This window comes from Bacillus sp. FSL M8-0049 (assembly GCF_038593355.1).
Taxonomy (GTDB): domain Bacteria; phylum Bacillota; class Bacilli; order Bacillales; family Bacillaceae; genus Bacillus; species Bacillus safensis.
The window spans coordinates 300,958-321,512 of the sequence record NZ_CP151986.1; the positions used below are offsets into that span (position 1 = coordinate 300,958).

Below are 20,555 nucleotides of genomic sequence, written 5' to 3' on the forward strand. Positions count from 1 at the left end.
GAAGTAGAAGGCTGAATGATATGATAGTAGTAGCTTTCGAGAAAATATAGGAGAAAGGAAGGAGCGGCGTGAGTTATAAAGAAATCAATGTCACCCATACACGGGCGGAGCAGGAAGCCTGGAAAAACGTGCTGAAAAAGCCGCTCCCTGAAAGAGACGGTTATGTAAAGGACGAGCATACGTTGTCCTTGCCGCGTCTCGCCGCCCGGGTCCTTGGAACTCCGCATGATGCAACCGATTATTTTATTTATTTACATGAATTATACGAAACAGACGGCATGCATATTTTAAGTGAAACACTCAATCGCCATATTGAGCCGGAGCATTTTCAAGCACTGCAGCGTATTCATTTGATTAACCAAGAAGAAAAGGGATTGTCCGTAAATCGCTTTGTGGCTTTTTTAGATGGTGAACAGCTGATTGTACGCCATCCAAACCCTGTGATGAACCGGCATATCCGTCTTTCATTGATCAAGGTGTTTGAGCATTTCAAGCAGCTGCACGAGGGTGGATTTCAGCATCCTGATTTCCGCCGGGTCCTGCTGGATGTCGTGAAGTTTTCAAATAATCATCTAGGTCCATGGCTGAAGGAAGTCAATATCGAAGAAAAAATGCCGGCTGTCATTTGGTATGGAGAGGCGAATAAAAGTCAGCTTTATTTTCTTTACTATGTCATGCTGATTGGCTGTGATGTTGTCCTATTTCATCCAGAAGGCAAGGATTCGTTCCGCGAATTAGATCCAGAAGAAAAGCTGACTTTTATTGATCAGTACCCGGGAACTTCAAAGCTTGAGCCGTTCCCTGCTGAAAAGCCTGAGAGGAAATCAACGGTGGCGTACCGCTCGACAAGAGAGCTTGAAGAGGTGCTTCACACGGAAGATTCAATGCTCTATAAGCCGTGGCAATTCAGAGATCATACTCCTCATTCCATTACACTCAAGACAACGTATGATGAGCTGTTTTTAATTGCAAAGGAACGATCCTTTATCCGCCCCAATTTCAAAGCAGACCGGGACACGATACAGATTCCAAATCTCTTTGCGAAAATGATGGGTGTCACACGAGACAAGCGTGAATACTGGGATCGCATTCACACGTTAATGGAAGGGAAAGAGACGAAGACCATTCGCCATTTTCCTTTTACGAAAGAAGTGACATCGAATTATCAATTTCATTATCAGCATGCACTTTCTTCTGCTGGAGAGATTGATCCTGACTTATTAATGAAAAGCAATGTGTGGCAGTTTTCTCATCTATATGAGGGTACGCAGCGTGCGATTGCAGAGGCGATATCTCGAATCTGTCAGCATCCGAAGCTATTAAAAGAAGGCAATGAAACCGAATTAGATGTCCGTATTTATTTATTCAAGCAGGTTCTGCATTTAAGCCAGGATCTCATTGAACTGATTCAAACCTTTGATTACGCACAAACCGTACCGAAAGTGATTTTATACCATACGGAATATAATGGTGAGCTGACTCGCTCTGATGCGGCCGCCCTGATTTTCCTAAATGAAATGGGTGTGGATCTCTTCGTATATCATCCGGCGGGATATCAGTGTATCGAACGGTATATCGATGACCAATTATTTGATACTCATTGGCTTGATGAGATGGTCATGAACCAGGAGTTTAAAGAGCCGTCCATCGTTAGAAAGTTATTTCAATCCATTAAAAACCGATAAGGAGATCAAAGCTTATGACAAATACAAACGGAAATGACATCATTTCAATTGATAAAGAGGAAATCACGATTGAGAAAGCAGACGATATTCGCGTTCAGCTTCGAAATGAACCAGAAGTGCAAAATATTGCGAGACAGATCGATGCGAAAAATCAGCTTGAACTTCTTGAATACGGAAAACAGCCGGCCGTTGAAATCTCTAAGTTCTCTGATCGTATCCTTTCAATGATGCGTTCAACAAGTGTCACTGACTCAGGAACAATGCTGACGCAGCTTGGCAAGATTATGGATCGCTTTGATAAAAATGATTTTGACGAACCGAAGGGTGGTTTGTTGTCAAAAATCTTTAAGCGCGGCGGCAGCATGATTGAAAAGATTTTTAGTAAATATCAAACCCTCGGTGCAGAGATTGAAAAAATTAATGTAGAAATTAGTAAATATAAAGATGAAATGACCAAATCGACTGTGACGCTTGAAGAAATGTATGAGCATAACATTCAATACTATATGGAGCTTGAAAAGTATGTCGTAGCCGGTCAAATGAAAATCGAAGAATTAAAGCAATTGGTTCCTTCATATGAAGAAAAAGCAGCTAGTGGAAACCAGCTGGCGCAGATGGAGCTTGATACGCTTCGTAATGGCATTCAAGCGCTTGAAGAGCGTGTGTATGACCTTGATATGGCAAGAATGGTGGCGCTTCAAACAGCACCGCAAATCCGTTTGCTTCAGCGCGGGAATACGAAATTAATCGGGAAGATCAACTCTGCCTTCATCATCACGATTCCAATTTTCAAAAATGGGATCATTCAAGCTGTTACAGCGAAGAGACAAAAGCTTGTGGCTGATTCTATGAGTGAGCTGGATAGAAGAACAAATGAAATGCTGAAACGAAATGCTGAAAACATTTCAAGTCAAAGTGTGGAGATTGCCAAATTATCTGGCCGTCCAAGCATCGACATTGAAACGATCGAATCTTCCTTTAATACAATTGTACAAGGGATGAAAGAGACGAAACAGATCGAAGAAGAGAACAAGCGATTACGCGAAGATGGAACAAAACGTATGCTTGAGCTTCAAGATAATATTAAGCGGGCTGCCCTGGAGTCCTAAAAAAACAAGCTGTCTGTAACTAAAGTTGCAGGCAGTTTTTTTATGAATTTAAATAAAATTTGAGAAAAAAGGTTTTTATGTGACCATTTTCGGGTAAATCCTGTTCAGGGGAATGGTTCGCCCATGATTCAAAAAAACGCTATAACGAGGATTCGACTTATTTTTTAGTACAATTAGGAATTTCCAGTAAAATATTGTCTGATGAGAGGAAATACCCCGTAAAATATGTAGTTTATGAAGCATTCTATAGGATTTACGAGTAATACGGCGTATAAACTCTAATGACCAGACCTCTATATGGAATTCATACATATTGTGGGGAAATAAGCGAATTCTAAAGATTGTTCGCATCATAACGCTTATGTTACGGTTATAAAGATGCTAATTTGGAGGGAAAATATGAATTCTGAAGAGAGAAATATCAAAATCAAGATAAATAATGTATCTAAAATTTTCGGTAAAAATGCTAAAAAAGCATCTCAAATGCTTGAAAAAGGGAAAACAAAAAGAGAAATCCTAAAAGAGACCGGCGCAACTGTTGGTGTCAATCGAGCAAATTTTGATGTTTATGACGGCGAGATATTTGTCATCATGGGGCTATCAGGGAGCGGAAAGTCCACACTTGTGCGGATGCTAAACAGGTTAATCGAACCAACCTCCGGTGAAATATATATTGATGGGGATATGATAACAAATATGTCAAAGGATCAATTGCGTGAAGTCAGACGGAAAAAGATCAGCATGGTTTTCCAAAACTTCGCATTGTTCCCGCACCGTACAATTCTTGAGAACACAGAGTATGGTCTTGAATTGCAAGGTGTAGATAAAGAAGAGCGCAGATCAAAAGCGCTTGAATCTTTAAAGCTTGTTGGACTTGAAGGTTTTGAAGAGCAATACCCAAATCAATTAAGTGGTGGTATGCAGCAGCGTGTTGGATTGGCACGTGCTTTAGCAAATGACCCTGACATTTTATTAATGGATGAAGCATTCAGCGCACTAGATCCATTAATTCGGAAAGATATGCAGGATGAATTGCTTGAGCTTCATACATCTGTAGGAAAAACGATCATTTTCATTACCCATGATTTAGATGAGGCGCTTCGTATTGGTGACCGCATTGTACTCATGAAGGACGGAAATATCGTTCAAATCGGAACACCAGAAGAAATTCTGATGAACCCATCGAATGAATATGTTGAACGCTTCGTTGAAGATGTTGACCTTTCTAAAGTATTAACCGCTGGTCATATTATGAAACGTGCAGAAACAGTTCAGATCGATAAAGGAGCCCGTGTTGCGCTTACGCTCATGAAAAACCTTGGGATTTCGTCTATCTATGCAGTAGATAAGAAAAAGCATTTATTAGGTGTTATTTCTGCACAAGCAGCGAAAAAAGCAGCAGAAACGGGAGCGTCGCTTGAAACTGTTCTTGATAAAGAATTTACCACAGTATTGGAATCAACGTATTTAACAGAAATCTTTGATGCAGTGTCTGATGCGGCAAACATTCCAATTGCAGTTGTAGATGAGAAAAACAGAATGAAGGGCATTGTGGTCAGAGGTGCATTGATTGGTGCATTATCAGGTAATGATGAATATATCAACATGTCTTCTAACAAGCTAGAGGAAATTAAGACACAAGAGCCTTCTGCACAGGAGGTAGAATAAGATGTTTAGTATGAGTGATTTACCTAGAATTCCGTTCGCGGATTATATCGATCGATTTGTTGACTGGTTAACATTAACGTTTGGTGGTTTCTTTGATGGCATCACAAATGGATTAGCTGGAACAGTAAATGGAATTGTAGCTGCACTTGGCGTCATTCCATCCATTATTTTAACCCTTATCTTTGCCGGCATTGCTTGGTGGATCAGTACAAGAGGAGTTGCTCTTTTCACACTTATTGGATTTTTACTGATCGACTATTTAGGCTACTGGCATCCAATGCTTCAAACACTTGCGCTCGTTCTGACCGCTGTGGTCATTTCTATCGTGATCGGGGTTCCGATCGGTATTTGGGCATCACAGAAGGAAACTGTGCGTAAAATTGTGACACCTATTTTAGATTTAATGCAGACAATGCCTGCATTCGTTTATCTATTACCAGCGATCTTTTTCTTTAACATTGGGGTTGTTCCTGGGGTTGTGGCATCGGTTATTTTCTCCATGCCGCCAACGATTCGTATGACCATTCTCGGTATTAAACAAGTACCAGCGGATTTAATTGAAGCAACTGAAGCTTTTGGTTCAACGACATTCCAGCGTTTATTCAAAGTTCAGCTTCCACTTGCAACAAAAACCATCTTAGCTGGTATTAACCAAAGTATCATGCTGGCTCTATCCATGGTCGTTATTGCCGCAATGGTAGGTGCACCAGGACTTGGTTCAGAAGTATATAGTGCGGTAACGCAGCTGAAAACAGGTATTGGTTTTGAAGCAGGTATTGCCATTGTTATTGTGGCGATTACACTCGACCGTATTACACAAAATATTAAAACGAAAAAAACCAGGGGGAATGCTTAATGTGGAAAAAGTCTCTCTACATTGGGATGACCGCCCTGCTCGTCTTTTTACTAGCCGCTTGCGGTGCACAATCGGATTCAAATGCAAGTGCAGCACAGCAGGTCAATAAAACGATTATTGGGATTGATCCGGGTTCAGGTATTATGGCCCTAACCGATCAGGCCAAAAAGGATTATGGCTTAGAGGATTGGACGGTTGTGTCTGCATCAAGTGCAGCCATGACGGCAACGCTCAAAAAATCATACGACCGTAAAAAACCAATCATTATCACTGGCTGGAATCCACACTGGATGTTTTCCCGCTATGATTTAAAATATTTAGATGATCCAAAAAAATCTTACGGTGAAGCGGAAGAAATTCATACGATTTCACGTAAAGGCTTTGCGAAGGATCAGCCGGAAGCAGCTAAAATGCTTAGTCAGTTTAAATGGTCTCAAGATGACATGGGCGAAGTCATGATTGATATCCAAGATGGTGTGAAACCAAAGGATGCCGCCTTAAAATATGTGAAAAAACATAAAGACCAAGTAGCGAAATGGACAAAAGGCGTGAAAAAGTCGAATGGTGGAAAAGTGAATCTTGCCTACGTTGCATGGGATAGTGAGATTGCAAGTACCAATGTTGCAGCAGAAGTATTGCGTGAACTCGGGTTTAAAGTAACTTTGACTCAGGTTGAAGCAGGTCCGATGTGGACAGCAATTGCAACCGGAAGTGCGGATGCATCATTATCCGCTTGGCTGCCAAATACGCATAAAACGTATGCAGCGAAGTTTAAAGGAAAATATGATGACCTTGGTACAAGTATGAAAGGTCTTCGAATGGGGCTAGTTGTCCCGACATATATGAAGAACGTAAACTCCATTGAGGATTTGAAAAAATAGTCAATGATGTAGTGGTTCCCTTATAATAGAAGGGAGCATGTTGAAAAAGCAGTCTGCTCAAAAAGCGGCTGCTTTTTTCTTATATAGAAGGATGGAGTTGTCGGGCGATGGATAAGTCAATCATGATTTTTCTGCATGGTGGAGGAGTAAGCAGCTGGATGTGGCAGGAGCAGGTTGAAATATTGAAAAACACGTATGAATGCTTTGCCCCTGATCTCATTGGACACGGGACAAGAGCAAAAGAACAGATATTTTCAATGAATGAAAGCACCCGTGAAGTCATCTCATGGATCAAGGAAAACGCGAATGGCCGTCAAGTGATTCTGATTGGATTTTCTTTAGGTGCGCAGATTGCCGTTGATGTGTTATCAAGAGAGCCGGATATCGTAGACATAGCCGTTATCAATAGCGCTCTTGTGATGCCTTTGCCATGGCTCCACTTCATGGTGAGGCCCCTTTTGCCACTGACGTATCCATTATTAAAGAAAGATTGGTTTATTCAGCTCCAAGCCGAAAAGATGGGGCTCCCGCAACATGTACTGCATCATTATGCGGCGGAATCGAAACATCTGCAAAAGAAAACCCTTCTTACGATGTTTCAGGAAAACCTCCATTACAAGCTCCCAGACACGTTTCAGCAAGCGAAGGCACGCATTCTTGTCACAGTGGGAGAAAAAGAAAAAGGCATCATGAAACGGTCAGCAAAAAAAATAACGAATTCACATCCGAAGGCAACAGGCGTCGTTGTTCCCGGTATTGGGCATACATTTACTTTTGAAAAGAAAGAACTTTTTACAGAAATGGTCATAAACTTTATAGAGGCACGTGCATTACCAGTCGAATTAAAGGAAATCCAGTAGCTGCGCCAATCAATAAGTGAAGACGAGCATAAAAGGGGCGCCGGTCTCTTAGAATCTGTATGATATAGGTATAAAACGCTTACAGTTTGTGTGTCCTAGAAGGAGGAGCTATGAGTAAAAACTATATCATATTCGGTGCAAGTCAAGGCTTAGGAGATGCTTTTGTAAAGGGTCTTCCATCAAGTGGAGATACAGTTTGGATTGTGTCGCGAAGTGAACCAAGCAGTTTGAACATAGATGACGGTGTACATAGAATTTGGCTGAAAATCGACTTATCAAGCCAAACACATATCCCTTATATGCTCGAAGCACTTGAGAACAAGACGATTGATGTACTCATCTATAACGTCGGTTTATGGGAAAAACGAGGCTTTGAAGACGATTATTCCTTTGATCACGATCAGCCAGAGGATATTGCACATTTAATCAATGTGAATGTCACCTCAACCATTACGTACATCCAGGCACTGCTTCCTCACGTAAGGAAATCGGAGAATGGAAAAATCATCGTCATTGGCTCAACGGCGGGTCTCGATCATACGAACCTGCCGCAGGTCTCGTTTGTTGCATCTAAATTTGGCCTGCGCGGAATTGTGAATGCACTGAGAGAGCATGTGAGGAAAGATAAAATATCCGTCACCTGTATCAATCCAGGAGAACTTGCGGCGGAGGTTCCGTATGAAGATGGAGCCGAAAAGGCCATCACTCTTTATGATGAAACGAGAATCCCTGTTCAGGATATTGTGGAGCTTGCGAGATGTGTGATTCATTTATCAAGGGTATCTTGCGTGAAAGAAATCAACGTTCCAGCCATGGCAGATCTGAATGCGTAATATAAAGCAGACCACCCGCCCTGAAGAGAAGGCGGGTGGCTTTTTCATTTATGATGAATGCTGCTGGAGTGTTTGATAGACAGCCTCGGTCAAAATCTCAATGCCAGTAAAGATAGCAGAGCGGTCGAAGGTCATATACGGATGATGAAGACCGGGCTTTAAATCACAGCCTAAACCGAGCATCGTGGATTTGATATGCGGAAGCTTTGCTGCGTAAAAGTGAAAGTCCTCTCCACCTGTTGTGACGATCGGGGGATCTAGCTGCTCTTTTCCTAGAACCTGTTCAATTGCATGAGACATGATCTGGGCAGCTTCTTCATTTAAGGTGGCGGCAGGCAGACGATGGTCTGTTGAAAGTGTAATGGAAGCGCCAAAGGCATCCGCTACAGAATGAACCGCTCTTTCAATTTCTTTTTCTAGTTCATCCATCACTTCGTTTGTTTGTGCCCGTACATCTAATGTAAAAGAGGCTTTGCCTGGGATGATGTTTGAGCTGCCCCCGCCAGCATGTAAATTGGTCATTTTGACAGAATGCGCGACTCTTGGATCGACATGGATATGCGCGAGTCTCTGCACGAGGGTTGAAGCCACTTCTATGACGTTGACGCCAAGGTGTGGACGTGCACCGTGCGCTTCCTCGCCAATAATGGTGCCGACGTAATGATTACTTGATCCGTGCAATATAGCAGGAGCGCAGCGTCCGTTTAATGTTTCTTGGATTGGGCGCACATGTACGCCATATAAGAAATCGACATCTGCGAGCACACCTTTTTCAATCATTTTCAGCGCACCGCCGCCTCTTTCCTCGGCAGGCTGAAAGATGAAACGGATCGTGCCGTTCGGGCGTTCTTTTTCCTTTAATGCCATGAAGGTGCCGAGAGCCATTGTCATGTGTGCATCGTGGCCGCATGAATGATTGGCTTGAAACTCACCATCTACTTCCTGCCAAAGTGCATCAATATCGGCTCTCACAGCGACCACTGGTGCGCCTTCTCCAATTTCACCGATCACCCCTGTACAGTCGTCAAATGTTTGAGTTTTGCAGCCCAATTTTTTCAATATATCTTCAATATAAGCAGTCGTTTCTGTTTCTTCCCAGCTGATTTCTGGATGGGCATGCAAGTGTTCAAAGATGTCTGTCACGGTTTGTTTCATTTCGTTTGTCAAAGTTGTCATGAGAAGCCTCCTTGCTGACAGATAATCTGTCAAAACATTATTTTAGTGAAATAATATTGCTCTTAAATATCAACAGTGTTTATAATATAACACATCATTTGATTATTCTGAAAATTAAGTGAAATTCCGATCGGGACAAAGGGGTTTTGACACATGAAAACAGCGACAGTATCAGCACCAGAGAAACAAAAACGAAAACTTCAAATGCCGGATGCGTATGTTCTCTTATTTATGATTGCACTGATTTGTACAATAGCAACGTATTTTGTACCAGCGGGTGAGTTTGACCGAAAGACATCTGGGGAGATCACAACAGCCGTTCCTGGCAGCTATCACCGTATTGATCAATCACCAGTGAGTCCAGTTGGCTTTTTCACAGCGATACAAGAAGGAATGGTAGGGTCCTCTTCTATTATTTTTCTGATTCTATTTACGGGCGGAACCATTGCCATTTTGGAGAAGACAGGTGCTATTAACGGGATGATTCACCATGTCATCAGCCGGTTTCAAACGAAGCAATTATTGTTTATTTGTATTGTTGGGGGATTATTTTCAGTCCTTGGAACGACCGGAATTGTCGTGAATTCTGTCATTGGGTTTATTCCAATCGGCATCATTGTGGCACGATCCTTGAAATGGGATGCTGTAGCAGGAGCCGCTGTCATATACATCGGCTGTTATGCAGGGTTTAACGCAACGATTTTATCTCCATCTCCATTAGGTTTATCACAAACAATTGCAGAGCTGCCGATATTTTCTGGCATCGGCCTGCGTGTCATTATTTATCTTTGTTTTCTTATTTCTAGTATTGTGTACATCTATTTATATACAAGACGTCTGAAGAATAAAGAAAAGGGAAGCATCCTTGGCGATCAATGGTTTCCTGCTAAGGGGCTTGGCGGAGCCGATGCGGAATCTGTGGACAAGCCTGCATTTACTGGCAGACATAAGCTGATTTTAGCGGTGTGCGGATTGTCACTTGGAGGTTTCTTATATGGCGCACTTCAGCTTGGCTGGACCGATAAGGAAATGGCGGGTGTGTTCATTTTTATGGCTATCGTCGCTGGACTGCTCGGCGGATTAGCTGCCAATGATATTGCGAAAACGTTTATTATCGGATGCCAAAGCCTTGTATACGGCGCACTTATTGTTGGGATGGCACGCTGTATTTCGGTCATTTTAGAAAACGGGAAGCTGCTTGATACAGTGGTCAATGGCTTGGCGAGTATGCTGACAGGCTTTAGTCCCATCGCTGGTGCGATCGGGATGTATATTGCGAGTGCGCTTCTTCACTTTTTGATTTCATCAGGATCAGGAGAAGCCGTTGTCTTTATCCCAATTCTTGCGCCGCTCGCTGATTTAATGGGCATCACAAGACAGGTCGCTGTAGAAGCGGTAATGCTTGGTGAAGGGGTGGTCAACTGTATCAATCCGACTTCCGGTGTGTTGATGGCTGTGCTTGCTGCAAGTGGTATTCCTTATGTAAAGTGGCTGCGTTTTATGGTGCCGCTTGCCCTCATTTGGTTTGTCATCGGTCTTGTATTTATTTGTATCGGGGTCATGATCAACTGGGGACCTTATTAAATATGTAGGAAGCTGCCGACGAGCGTTTGGCAGCTTTTTTCTTGTGGAAATATGTATGGAGCCAGCGCTTTGAAAGCACAATAAATGTGTTCACAAATTCGCTACATATTTTTTTTGAGCAGCTCCCTTGCAAAAGTTTGTGAAATGTTGCACAATAAGAATGTGAAATACTTCACATAAGAAAAACAGCCTAGTTTTACTCAGGAGGATGAGATAAATGACAAACGAAAAAGTAAACAAAGTAGCCCTTATTGGAGCAGGTTTCGTCGGCAGCAGTTATGCCTTTACATTAATAAATCAAGCAATCACAGATGAATTGGTTGTCATCGATTTGAATCAAGACAAAGCAATGGGTGACGTGATGGATTTAAACCACGGAAAAGCATTTGCGCCGCATCCTGTGAATACATGGTATGGAGATTATGAGGATTGTAAGGATGCAGATATCGTCTGTATCTGTGCTGGTGCAAACCAAAAGCCAGGTGAAACAAGACTTGACCTTGTTGAGAAAAATTTAAATATATTTAAAGGCATTGTAGAAAACGTGATGAAAAGTGGATTCGACGGTATTTTCTTAGTGGCCACAAACCCAGTCGATATTTTGACATATGCGACTTGGAAATTCAGTGGTCTTCCAAAAGAACGAGTGATTGGCAGTGGTACGACGCTTGATACGGCAAGATTTAGATACATGCTCAGTGAGTACTTTGACGCAGCGGCACACAACGTGCATGCGTACATCATTGGCGAGCATGGAGATACAGAGCTTGCTGTTTGGAGTCATGCAAATATTGGAAGTGTACCGATTACAGAATTAATGAAGAGAAATGATCAATACAAACAAGAAGACTTAGATGAAATCATGGAAAATGTTCGTCATGCCGCTTACCAAATCATTGAGAAAAAAGGCGCCACTTATTACGGTGTAGCAATGAGTTTAGCCCGCATTACAAGAGCGATCCTGCACAATGAAAACAGCATTTTAACTGTCAGCACTTACTTAGATGGAGAGTACGGAGCAGAAGATGTCTACATTGGTGTACCTGCCCTTGTGAATCGAAATGGCGCAACAGAAGTAATGGAGCTCACACTGAACGACACGGAGAAAGAAAAATTTGCACACAGTGTGAATGTGTTGAAAGAGATTTTGGCTCCTCATTTTTAATCAATCAAAAGCAACCTATCTGAGCAGAAAAGGATGAATCACTATGTGGCAGCAAATATATGATCCGTTTGGTAATGAATTCGTCAGTGCATTGGTGGCAATGCTCCCAATCTTGTTTTTCCTTCTTGCATTAACCGTTTTTAAGCTAAAAGGTGTTTTAGCCGCTTGTTTTACCTTAATCGTCAGTTTTGTAACAGCTGTTTTCTTCTTTCATATGCCAGTTGAAAAAGCATTATCTGCTGTGCTGCTCGGTATATCTAATGGGCTGTGGCCGATTGGATATATCGTCATCATGGCGGTATGGCTCTATAAAATTGCCGTGAAATCTGGTAAGTTCGATGTCATTCGTTCTAGTATTGCAGGAATCTCTCAAGATCAACGTCTTCAGCTCTTATTAATTGGTTTTAGCTTTAATGCATTTTTAGAAGGAGCTGCTGGGTTTGGTGTACCGATTGCGATCAGTGCTGCTCTCTTAACAGAGCTTGGGTTTAAACCGCTGAAAGCTGCGATGCTCTGCTTAATTGCCAATGCTGCATCTGGTGCATTTGGAGCTGTGGGCATCCCAGTGATTACAGGGGCGCAAATGGGCAATATGACGCCGCTTGCGTTATCTCAAACCCTTGTATATACGATCCCGTTTATTTCATTCTGTATTCCGTTCCTCCTCATTCTGATTGTAGATGGATTCAAAGGAATCAAAGAAACGCTGCCAGCCTTGCTGGTTGTGAGTGGAACCTATGCCATTTTGCAAGCTGTCACAATGGTGACGATGGGACCTGAGCTTGCCAATATTATTTCTGCCTTGGCAAGTATGGGAGTTTTAGCTTTATTCCTTCGGAAATGGCAGCCAAAACACATTTATCGTGAAGAAGGAGCGCCAGATATTGAACAGAAACAAACGTATCGCGGCGTTGAAATACTGAAAGCATGGTCTCCGTTCTATATTTTAACTGCTGTTATTACAGTATGGAGTCTGCCGGCATTTAAAGCATTGTTTGCTGTAGGAGGACCGCTTAACTGGACGACCATTTTAGTGAAAATGCCATTTTTACATCAGCAAATTGTGAAGTTACCACCAATTGCCCAAACGGAAACACCAATTGATGCGATCTTTAAAATTGATGTCATCAGTGCAACGGGTACTGCCATTCTGATTGCGGTCATGCTGACTGGACTGTTTAGCAGACATATTACATTAACAGAAGGCGCTGTCTGCTTAAAAGCAGCGGTGAAAGAGCTTTGGGTTCCTGTTCTTACTATTTGTTTTGTCATGGGCTTTGCCAACCTGGCAAACTTTGCTGGACTAAGTTCAGCCATTGGACTTGCTCTTGCCAAAACAGGCGATTTGTTCCCGCTTGTCAGCCCGGTGCTTGGCTGGATCGGCGTGTTTATTACGGGATCTGTCGTGAGTAACAACGCCTTATTCGGTAACCTTCAAGCGGTCACTGCTTCTCAAATCGGCTCACAAGCAGGTTTGTTAATTGGGGCGAATACGACCGGTGGTGTGATGGCGAAATTAATTTCTCCACAATCTATCGCTATCGCTACAGCAGCTGTTGGAGAAACAGGGAAAGAATCTGAGCTCTTCAAAAAAACCGTGAAGTACAGTTTCATTCTGCTCGGTATTGTATGTATATGGACATTCATTCTTGCTCAATTTGTATAGGTTGATAGACTAAAAAAGACTGAGAGAGATCTCAGTCTTTTTCTTTATGTAGATTCTCTTGTCACGAGCCGGGTAGGCAGCTGGATATGTTCACGCTGCAATGGTTTTTGGTCTTGCAGGAGTGCGATCATTTGCTGTACAGACCGCTGGCCAAGCTCTACGATCGGTATGTCAATCGTGGTGATCGTTGGAGCTGTCACCTCACATATGTCTTGGTTGTCATAGCCGATGACCGCTAGATCCTTGGGAATTTGATAGCCATATGAAATGGCCTGTTTAATGAGTCCTGCTGCGACTTGATCATTGCCGGTGAAAATGGCATCAGGCGCTTCCTTCATGTGATGGATGACCTCCATTAAGCGAAAGCCGTCTTCAATGGTAAAAGCCTCTCCAAACAGCCAATCGTCTTGAAGCGGCAAACCGTGAGCAGAGAGTGCATCAAGATAGCCCTGTTTCCTTTGCTTCTGCGCTTCACTGCTTTCTGTATCAAAACAAAACCCAATCGATTTTCGCCCCGACCGAATCAAATAGTCCACCGCTTTATAGGCGGCTTCCCGTTCATCGTAACCAATAATCGGGATGTTTGCTGTTTGATGATATTCATTTGCCATGACAATGGGGCCGTTTGTTAAAAATGGCTCGATCTTTTCCCACTGATTTTCTAATGCCCCCAATATGACCCCATCTACTTCTTTTCTTTTTAATAATTGAAGCCCTTCAAGCTCCAATGCTTCTTGATAAAACGTCTGAAGCACGATGGCTTTATATCCTTGATCAAGGGCTTCTTTTGAAATGCCTTTAATCAATTGTGCAAAAAAAGGATGATCCACAGCTGGAACAGACACAGCAATGGTTTTTGTCTGATGTGACCTTAGTGTGCGGGCTGCTGAACTCGGTGTATATTCCATTTCTTTCATCACCTGTAAAATGAGCTGCCGCTTTTCTTCTGACACATATGGGTGATGGTTTAGCACTCTGGAAACGGTGGTGGTTGAAACCCCGCAGCGTTTGGCAATTTCATAAATTGTACACATATTAACAAATCCTTTACACAAAGTTATTGTTCTGAAATCGATAACATCATTTACAATGTGAAACAAGTTAAATATTAACAAAAGGAATTGATTAATTGGAGGGAATGGAATGCAAATATTGACGAAGATATCAGGTAAAAGCAAGGATTATCTTCCTTTGCTGGATATGATCAATCAAGGTGTTCAAGTAAAGGCCGATTCAGTTGAAAAGCATCTAGCAAATGAAAAGCTGGTGACGTTCCTTGAGCAAGATATAGAGCGCACAGGTTTGGAAAAAATTCTCTTCCATTATAAACAAAATAAGGAAAAAAAGATACCGTTTCTGCCAGTTGACAAACTGATTTCAGAAGATGAAATCGATGATATTATGCTGGTGCTGAAGGAAGTATTGAGCTCTGGCCGTTTTACTTCAGGGCCATATATTCCGACGTTTGAAAAGGCGATTGCAGAGTACTTAGGGAAAAAATATGTCATTGCCACGTCAAGTGGAACAGATGCATTGATGATCAGTCTCATATCAGCAGGCGTCCATCCAGGAGACGAGGTGATTTTGCCGGCCAACAGCTTTGCTGCAACAGAAAATGCAGTGCTCGCCATTGGGGCTGTTCCGGTATATGCCGATATTGATCCTGAAACCTACTGCCTCTCACCGAGCGAAATAGAGAAGCATATCACAGATAAAACGGTATGCATTCTACCGGTTCATTTATATGGAAAGCAAGCGGATATGAAGGAGATTTCGGCGATTGCGAAACAGCATGGGCTGAAAATCATTGAAGACGGATGTCAAGCGATTGGCAGCAGCGGCCTTGGCGCTTATGGAGATGGACTTGTTCTCAGCTTTAATCCATACAAAAACCTTGGAGTCTGCGGAAAGGCAGGAGCGATCGCTACAAATGATGAGGCCCTAGCGGAAAAATGCATGGAGATCAGCTATCACGGCTTTGAAGCTGGAAAGAAAAATGTCAAACGCAGTGACTACGGCTTTAATTCCAAAATTGATAATTTGCAGGCAGCGATCGGACTCGAACGAATGAAGTATTTAGGATTGCAAAACTTTAAACGTTTTTATTTAGCCAAGCGGTACATTGACCAGCTGCAACCGCTTGAGGATGAAGGATACATGAAGCTTCCGAAGCTGACGGATGATCATGTCTGGCATCTATTCCCGATCAGAGTGCTGAAGGGAGACCGCGATGAACTGGCAGCGAAATTGCTGGAAATGGGCATAGAGACAGATGTCTATTACCCGGTTCTATCGCATCAGCATCAAACAAATCTTGTTTCTCAAAAATATAGACAAACGACACTTCCACACACGGAAAAAGCAGCACAGCAATTACTTCACTTGCCGCTTTATCCAGGAATGCCGCTGCAAGATCAGGAGAAGGTCATCGAGGGGGTTCAACATGTTATCAAGTCTTCCATTCAATAAAAAACTGCTGAATCAGCCGAAGAATCCGCAGTGGATCGTCTTCTGTGACTTTGATGAAACGTATTATTCTCACGGAATGACAGAGGAGCAGAGAGAGGATATCAAGCGGCTGGAAGCCTTTGTAGCAGAAAAGAGTGAAACGGGACAGCTCTTGCTGGGCTGGGTGACGGGAAGCAGTCTCGATTCTGTCACGAGCAAAATGGAAAAAGGCGGTTTTCATCAATTCCCGCATTTCATTGCGTCGAACTTAGGGACTGAGATTGTATATACGTCGGATGCTCATTTTGGACAGCCGGATGAAGAGTGGATGAAGCGGCTGGATGCGCAGGGCTTTTCAGATGAAAAAATCGAAGACATCCTGAAAACTATCCGAGAAAAGGGAATTTCCCTTAGGCCGCAAACGCAGCTGGGCAGCTCAGGGTATAAGAAGAATTTCTATTATCAGGAGCAGGATGAGCGGACGGATCTTCATCATCTATCATTTATCCAAACACTGGCTAAAGAGCGAGGCGTGGCGGTCAACATCAACAAATGCAACCCGCTTGCAGGAGATCCTGCGGATTGCTATGATGTCGATTTTTTACCAGTCGGAACGGGGAAGGATGAAATTGTCCGCTTTATGCTGAACCAATATGATTTATCAAAAGATCAAGGCTTTGCCTTTGGTGATAGCGGAAACGATTTGCGGATGCTTCAATCCGTCACACACGGTTTCCTTGTCCAAAATGCGACAGCCGAAGCCAAACGGCACCATCACCAAATTTGTCATCATGGGTATGCAAAAGGAATCTATGAAACACTGAAAACAGTGATGTATAAACATGAGGAGGCACATTCATGAAGAAAATTGGAATTGTTGGAGCAGGGAATATTGCAAAAGCACATGCAAAAGCATTATCAACGATCAAAGGTGCAGAATTATCCGGTGTCTATGATTTGCATGAGTCGGTCGCACAGGGATTCATTAAACAGTACGGCGGACGTGTGTATTCAAGTATCGAGACACTGGCAGATGCATCTGATGGGTTGATCATTGCTTCTCCTAATTTTTGTCACAAGGACCATGCCCTTCAGTCGCTAAGAGCAGGACAGCCGATTTTATGTGAAAAACCGATGGCTGTGTCGCTGAAGGAAGCGAAGGTAATGGTGGAGACAGCCAAACAGTTCCAAGTTCAAGCCAGTATGGGCTTTAACTATCGTTATTTATCCTTTGTGAATATATTGAAAAACTTGATTGCTAACGGTGAATTAGGACGCATTTTGACCGTTAGAACTCATTTTAAGAAAAACAGTGCCCTCAGAAGAAAGACATTTTCATGGAGAGACAGCGGCGAAAGTCTGCGTACGAGCGGTGCACTAGGGGATCTTGGCATTCATTTGATTGATATGCTGTGGTACTTATTTGGCAGTGAAATGAAGAAAGAATCACTTAACACCAAGATGCTGACACATGTAAAGGAAAAAGAAGAGAAAAAGGTTCAGGTGGATGATCATACCGAAATTTTCGGGCAGATGGAGAATCAAGTGTTCTTTCATTTGGTGACATCCAAAAGCACGCAGCCTGAGGAATGTGGATTTAGTGTAGAAGTCGTTGGACATGACAAGGTATTCAAATACCATACGAACATGAAAAACGAATATGAGATCAGTGATGGATTGTGTGTGGAGCGTCATCAAATGCCGCAAACTTTGCTGACAGATCCGCCAAATGAATTTTACGGATGGTCCGATACATTCCGCGATCAGCTGATGCATTGGGTGAATACTGATCCATACCCATCTCATATGAAGGTCGCTGATTTTGAAGATGGTTATCGCGCGCAGGCTGCGCTCAATACATGCTTTGAGAGGGAAGAGGCAGTCGTCTCTGCCCAGGCATATTAAAGAGGTGGAGCGGAGGATGTGATGACTCCGCTCCTTTTTAGAGGAAGTGAAAAGATGAAAAAGGTATTTTATTTTGGCTGTGTCTTTTATTTTTTTATTGGGACCATTCATGTGTTTTTTGGCAGCTTAACGCCTTATTTGCTGTCGAGTTACGATAAAGGCCCCGGGGAATTATCATCTTTAATTTTTTTTCAGTTTATTGGTTTTTTGACAGGCGTTCTGTTATCCCCCATTCTAGTGAGAAAAAAAGGCTATGGCGCTGTGCTGACCATGGGTCTTTTGCTGATGATCGGCTCACTTCTGCTGGGGCTATTGGTGCCAGGCTGGACAACGCTTGTGCTGGCAGGTTTTTTTCTTGGGAGCGGCGCAGGCAGTCTTGAGACAACAGCTGGTGCATATGTCATTTCGATGGCAAATAGTGCAAAGCGAATCAGTATCATGGAGGTCTTTTTTGGATTAGGTGCGCTGTTATTCCCGCTAGTGATTCTGCTGACTGTCACAGAACAGACATGGCAGTATGTGTTTTTATTTCAGGTGGGTGCGCTGACATTTTTCCTTATGCTTTGGCTTGTTTTTATGAACAAACTGCCTCACGGACAGATGGATGCTCCTTCCACAGAAGGGACGAGGAAACCGTCCTTGCTTGTTGATCGAAATAATCGAATGATTGTGGTGATCATGATTTGCTTTGCCTTTTTCTACGCAGGGATTGAAACGAACTTTGCGAACTTTTTGCCGTCGATCATGCTGGAAAAAGGGGGAGAAAATTGGGGCCTCTTTGCGGTCTCTACTTTCTGGACAGCGATCGTCATTGGCAGAACCGTAATTGCGAGAAAAGCCGATCAGCTGCATCCGCTGCGTTTTTTAAAGCTAAGCGCATCTCTGATGATTCTGCTGCTTGTGATATTCGCTCTGACAACCCACATCACCGCGCAGCTGATTCTCATCTTTTTCATCGGCCTTTGCGCAGCGGGCATGTTCCCAATCGCACTGACAGCATCTGCCTTAATGATTGAAAATGCCATCGATGAGGCGACGAGTTATTTTATTGCAGCCGCAAGCTTAGGCGGAGCCTGCTTGTCCTTTTTGATTGGATTTAGTCTGGAATGGGCAGGAGCGGCAAGTGCCGTCTTTGTATTTGCCTTCTTAGCTGTTCTTCTGTTTGCAGCTGCGATTCAAATGAATCGTTCTAAGAAAAAAGAAACAATACACGCGCAGCAGTCGGCACTGAAAGCAGACCGCTAAGCATCCGCCTGAAATGATGACAAAGGACTTGTACTAAAACGCAGAAAGTTTGAATAACATGTACAAGTCAGCATCAAAAGGAGGACGTCTATGTGGCGGTGTTTTTTGGTTATATCTTTTTAGGGTTGTCACTTTCAGCGCCTGTTGGGCCAGTCAATGCAGCCCAAATCGACAGAGGGATTAAAAGTGGATTTTGGCATGCGTGGATTTTTGGTGTAGGGGCTATGGCTGCGGATATTGTCTATATGCTTCTCATCTATTTGGGTGTCGCCCAGCTTTTGACTGCACCTCTTGTAAAAACCTTTTTGTGGCTGTTCGGCTTTTTCGTTTTGACCTATACCGGCATTGAAAGTCTGCGTAAAATCAATTTGCAGGAGAGTCCGAAAAAAGACAGCGAAAACACATCAATTGGCAAATCGTTTATGACCGGATTTTTCATTTCTCTTTCTAATCCGCTCAGTATTTTGTTTTGGCTTGGCATCTATGGCAGCATCTTAGCCAATACGATCGAAAAGTATGGAGCTTCCCAAATGCTCATGTACAGTATGGCTATTTTTATCGGCATGCTGATCTGGGATTTCAGTATGGCGCTGCTTGCTAGTTCGTTTAGGCGTTATTTAAGTGAACGTGTTTTACATGGCTTATCCGTTCTTGCAGGTCTATCTTTACTTGGTTTCGGCGCCTATTTTGGGTATCAGGGGATCATGGCGTTGATTGGGTAGAAAAACAGACTGACACATTCAGTCTGTTTCAGCGTGTAGACAAACCCTCGCATTCTTTGTCAGGTCTGCGCTCCGGTGCTCACGAATGTCAAATTCGCTCTGCTCCGATGCTCGCCCTTCCTAGACTGCAAAGGTTTTCTATCACGCTGAATAGAAGACAAAGGGCTAAAATAAAGATCATTTTAGCCCTTTGTCAATAATCTGAAGCAGACTGACACATTCAGTCTGTTTTTTTGTAAGGTTTGACAGACATAACACATTCTTGAATAATGGTGGAATATTAAATGGTTTGAAGGAGCTTCTGCTATGCGTATATTTTTGCCAGTATTCAACTATGTGTGTATGTTGATTTTATCAGTCATCACAGCAACATTCGTTTATACGTTTTTATTCATGCCGCCTGAAGTGGGCTTTAGTTATGTGGAGATGACCAGTCTGTTCATTTTGTCCGCTTATGTCATTTTTGCTGCACCGATTCAGTTTGTTTTACACCGGCATCCTAAGAGGTTTCGAAGCCGTGACTTACTGATTTATTTTATTGCAGCATGGCTGGTTTGTTCGGCTTTGGCTTTATGGATTGATTATGGGCTTGTTGTGTTCATGAGCTATAAAGTCTATCTGTTTAGCTTCTGCGCAGCCCTTATTTATTGGGTGCTGGATTCCGTTTTTTTGATGAATAATCGATCGTAGGTATGACGAAAGGCTCTCTATTAACTTACACTAGTCTGATCATACATAATAGAATAAAAGAA

Annotated in this window: 18 protein-coding genes; 16 read left to right on the plus strand and 2 right to left on the minus strand. The window is 42.8% G+C overall.

Annotated features, from left to right (window positions below):
• Positions 1-68 precede the first annotated feature (68 nt).
• The 7 genes from NSU13_RS01640 to NSU13_RS01670 all read left to right on the plus strand — a co-directional run bounded on the left by NSU13_RS01640 (position 69) and on the right by NSU13_RS01670 (position 7,892).
• A complete protein-coding gene (locus NSU13_RS01640; RefSeq protein WP_041116552.1) occupies positions 69-1,685 on the plus strand; it encodes a YceG family protein in 1,617 nt (538 codons plus the stop codon).
• 14 nt (positions 1,686-1,699) lie between these two features.
• Positions 1,700-2,794, plus strand: coding sequence for a toxic anion resistance protein (locus tag NSU13_RS01645; protein WP_034283225.1), 1,095 nt, complete (start codon positions 1,700-1,702; stop codon positions 2,792-2,794).
• 399 nt (positions 2,795-3,193) lie between these two features.
• Positions 3,194-4,462, plus strand: a complete 1,269-nt coding sequence (gene opuAA, locus NSU13_RS01650) for a glycine/proline betaine ABC transporter ATP-binding protein OpuAA (RefSeq protein ID WP_034283228.1) — start codon at positions 3,194-3,196, stop codon at positions 4,460-4,462.
• A gap of 10 nt (positions 4,463-4,472) precedes the next feature.
• Positions 4,473-5,318, plus strand: coding sequence for a glycine/proline betaine ABC transporter permease subunit OpuAB (gene opuAB / locus NSU13_RS01655; protein ID WP_034283343.1), 846 nt, complete (start codon positions 4,473-4,475; stop codon positions 5,316-5,318).
• Positions 5,318-6,199, plus strand: coding sequence for a glycine betaine ABC transporter substrate-binding protein (locus tag NSU13_RS01660; protein ID WP_034283229.1), 882 nt, complete (start codon positions 5,318-5,320; stop codon positions 6,197-6,199). The genes opuAB and NSU13_RS01660 overlap by 1 nt, the downstream gene beginning before the upstream one ends.
• 107 nt (positions 6,200-6,306) lie before the next feature.
• Complete coding sequence (locus NSU13_RS01665) at positions 6,307-7,059, plus strand: alpha/beta hydrolase (protein WP_065215364.1); 753 nt, start codon at positions 6,307-6,309, stop codon at positions 7,057-7,059.
• Between the two features lie 110 nt (positions 7,060-7,169).
• Positions 7,170-7,892, plus strand: coding sequence for an SDR family oxidoreductase (locus tag NSU13_RS01670; RefSeq protein WP_034283231.1), 723 nt, complete (start codon positions 7,170-7,172; stop codon positions 7,890-7,892).
• Between the two features lie 48 nt (positions 7,893-7,940).
• On the opposite strand, the gene NSU13_RS01675 is transcribed toward NSU13_RS01670, so the two are convergent.
• The gene (locus NSU13_RS01675; protein WP_065215363.1) at positions 7,941-9,068 is read right to left on the minus strand and encodes a M20 peptidase aminoacylase family protein; all 1,128 of its coding nucleotides are present in this window, start codon (positions 9,066-9,068) and stop codon (positions 7,941-7,943) included.
• 153 nt (positions 9,069-9,221) lie between these two features.
• Between NSU13_RS01675 and NSU13_RS01680 the strand changes: the two genes are divergently transcribed.
• The 3 genes from NSU13_RS01680 (at position 9,222) to NSU13_RS01690 (ending at position 13,483) form a co-directional block, all read left to right on the plus strand.
• Complete coding sequence (locus NSU13_RS01680; RefSeq protein WP_034283233.1) at positions 9,222-10,652, plus strand: YfcC family protein; 1,431 nt, start codon at positions 9,222-9,224, stop codon at positions 10,650-10,652.
• Between the two features lie 217 nt (positions 10,653-10,869).
• The gene (locus NSU13_RS01685) at positions 10,870-11,817 is read left to right on the plus strand and encodes an L-lactate dehydrogenase (protein ID WP_070326655.1); all 948 of its coding nucleotides are present in this window, start codon (positions 10,870-10,872) and stop codon (positions 11,815-11,817) included.
• 43 nt (positions 11,818-11,860) lie between these two features.
• A complete protein-coding gene (locus tag NSU13_RS01690; protein ID WP_041116558.1) occupies positions 11,861-13,483 on the plus strand; it encodes an L-lactate permease in 1,623 nt (540 codons plus the stop codon).
• Between the two features lie 44 nt (positions 13,484-13,527).
• On the opposite strand, the gene NSU13_RS01695 is transcribed toward NSU13_RS01690, so the two are convergent.
• Positions 13,528-14,517: a LacI family DNA-binding transcriptional regulator gene (locus NSU13_RS01695; RefSeq protein ID WP_034283236.1), complete on the minus strand. Its 990-nt coding sequence runs from the start codon at positions 14,515-14,517 to the stop codon at positions 13,528-13,530.
• 109 nt (positions 14,518-14,626) lie between these two features.
• Between NSU13_RS01695 and NSU13_RS01700 the strand changes: the two genes are divergently transcribed.
• The 6 genes from NSU13_RS01700 (at position 14,627) to NSU13_RS01725 (ending at position 20,493) form a co-directional block, all read left to right on the plus strand.
• Positions 14,627-15,952 (plus strand): DegT/DnrJ/EryC1/StrS family aminotransferase, encoded by a 1,326-nt coding sequence (locus NSU13_RS01700; RefSeq protein WP_034283237.1) that lies wholly within the window; start codon positions 14,627-14,629, stop codon positions 15,950-15,952.
• Positions 15,927-16,793 (plus strand): HAD-IIB family hydrolase, encoded by an 867-nt coding sequence (locus NSU13_RS01705; protein WP_342489778.1) that lies wholly within the window; start codon positions 15,927-15,929, stop codon positions 16,791-16,793. Before NSU13_RS01700 ends, NSU13_RS01705 begins: the two co-directional genes overlap by 26 nt.
• Positions 16,790-17,836: a Gfo/Idh/MocA family oxidoreductase gene (locus tag NSU13_RS01710; protein WP_342489779.1), complete on the plus strand. Its 1,047-nt coding sequence runs from the start codon at positions 16,790-16,792 to the stop codon at positions 17,834-17,836. The genes NSU13_RS01705 and NSU13_RS01710 overlap by 4 nt, the downstream gene beginning before the upstream one ends.
• A gap of 54 nt (positions 17,837-17,890) precedes the next feature.
• Positions 17,891-19,081 (plus strand): MFS transporter, encoded by a 1,191-nt coding sequence (locus NSU13_RS01715; RefSeq protein WP_034283239.1) that lies wholly within the window; start codon positions 17,891-17,893, stop codon positions 19,079-19,081.
• A gap of 92 nt (positions 19,082-19,173) precedes the next feature.
• Positions 19,174-19,803, plus strand: coding sequence for a LysE family translocator (locus tag NSU13_RS01720; RefSeq protein WP_342489780.1), 630 nt, complete (start codon positions 19,174-19,176; stop codon positions 19,801-19,803).
• Positions 19,804-20,109: 306 nt separating this feature from the next.
• Positions 20,110-20,493: a UPF0715 family protein gene (locus NSU13_RS01725; RefSeq protein ID WP_252050056.1), complete on the plus strand. Its 384-nt coding sequence runs from the start codon at positions 20,110-20,112 to the stop codon at positions 20,491-20,493.
• Positions 20,494-20,555 lie beyond the last annotated feature (62 nt).

What these genes read in the sequence shown, in the direction of transcription:
- NSU13_RS01690 (WP_041116558.1), top strand. Translation starts at nt 11,861, where the DNA reads ATGTGGCAGCAAATATATGATCCGTTTGGTAATGAATTCGTCAGTGCA.
- NSU13_RS01685 (WP_070326655.1), top strand. Translation starts at nt 10,870, where the DNA reads ATGACAAACGAAAAAGTAAACAAAGTAGCCCTTATTGGAGCAGGTTTC.
- NSU13_RS01675 (WP_065215363.1), bottom strand. Translation starts at nt 9,068, where the DNA reads ATGACAACTTTGACAAACGAAATGAAACAAACCGTGACAGACATCTTT.
- NSU13_RS01670 (WP_034283231.1), top strand. Translation starts at nt 7,170, where the DNA reads ATGAGTAAAAACTATATCATATTCGGTGCAAGTCAAGGCTTAGGAGAT.
- NSU13_RS01695 (WP_034283236.1), bottom strand. Translation starts at nt 14,517, where the DNA reads ATGTGTACAATTTATGAAATTGCCAAACGCTGCGGGGTTTCAACCACC.
- NSU13_RS01665 (WP_065215364.1), top strand. Translation starts at nt 6,307, where the DNA reads ATGGATAAGTCAATCATGATTTTTCTGCATGGTGGAGGAGTAAGCAGC.
- NSU13_RS01660 (WP_034283229.1), top strand. Translation starts at nt 5,318, where the DNA reads ATGTGGAAAAAGTCTCTCTACATTGGGATGACCGCCCTGCTCGTCTTT.
- NSU13_RS01700 (WP_034283237.1), top strand. Translation starts at nt 14,627, where the DNA reads ATGCAAATATTGACGAAGATATCAGGTAAAAGCAAGGATTATCTTCCT.
- NSU13_RS01705 (WP_342489778.1), top strand. Translation starts at nt 15,927, where the DNA reads ATGTTATCAAGTCTTCCATTCAATAAAAAACTGCTGAATCAGCCGAAG.
- NSU13_RS01680 (WP_034283233.1), top strand. Translation starts at nt 9,222, where the DNA reads ATGAAAACAGCGACAGTATCAGCACCAGAGAAACAAAAACGAAAACTT.
- opuAA (WP_034283228.1), top strand. Translation starts at nt 3,194, where the DNA reads ATGAATTCTGAAGAGAGAAATATCAAAATCAAGATAAATAATGTATCT.
- opuAB (WP_034283343.1), top strand. Translation starts at nt 4,473, where the DNA reads ATGAGTGATTTACCTAGAATTCCGTTCGCGGATTATATCGATCGATTT.
- NSU13_RS01725 (WP_252050056.1), top strand. Translation starts at nt 20,110, where the DNA reads ATGCGTATATTTTTGCCAGTATTCAACTATGTGTGTATGTTGATTTTA.
- NSU13_RS01710 (WP_342489779.1), top strand. Translation starts at nt 16,790, where the DNA reads ATGAAGAAAATTGGAATTGTTGGAGCAGGGAATATTGCAAAAGCACAT.
- NSU13_RS01645 (WP_034283225.1), top strand. Translation starts at nt 1,700, where the DNA reads ATGACAAATACAAACGGAAATGACATCATTTCAATTGATAAAGAGGAA.
- NSU13_RS01715 (WP_034283239.1), top strand. Translation starts at nt 17,891, where the DNA reads ATGAAAAAGGTATTTTATTTTGGCTGTGTCTTTTATTTTTTTATTGGG.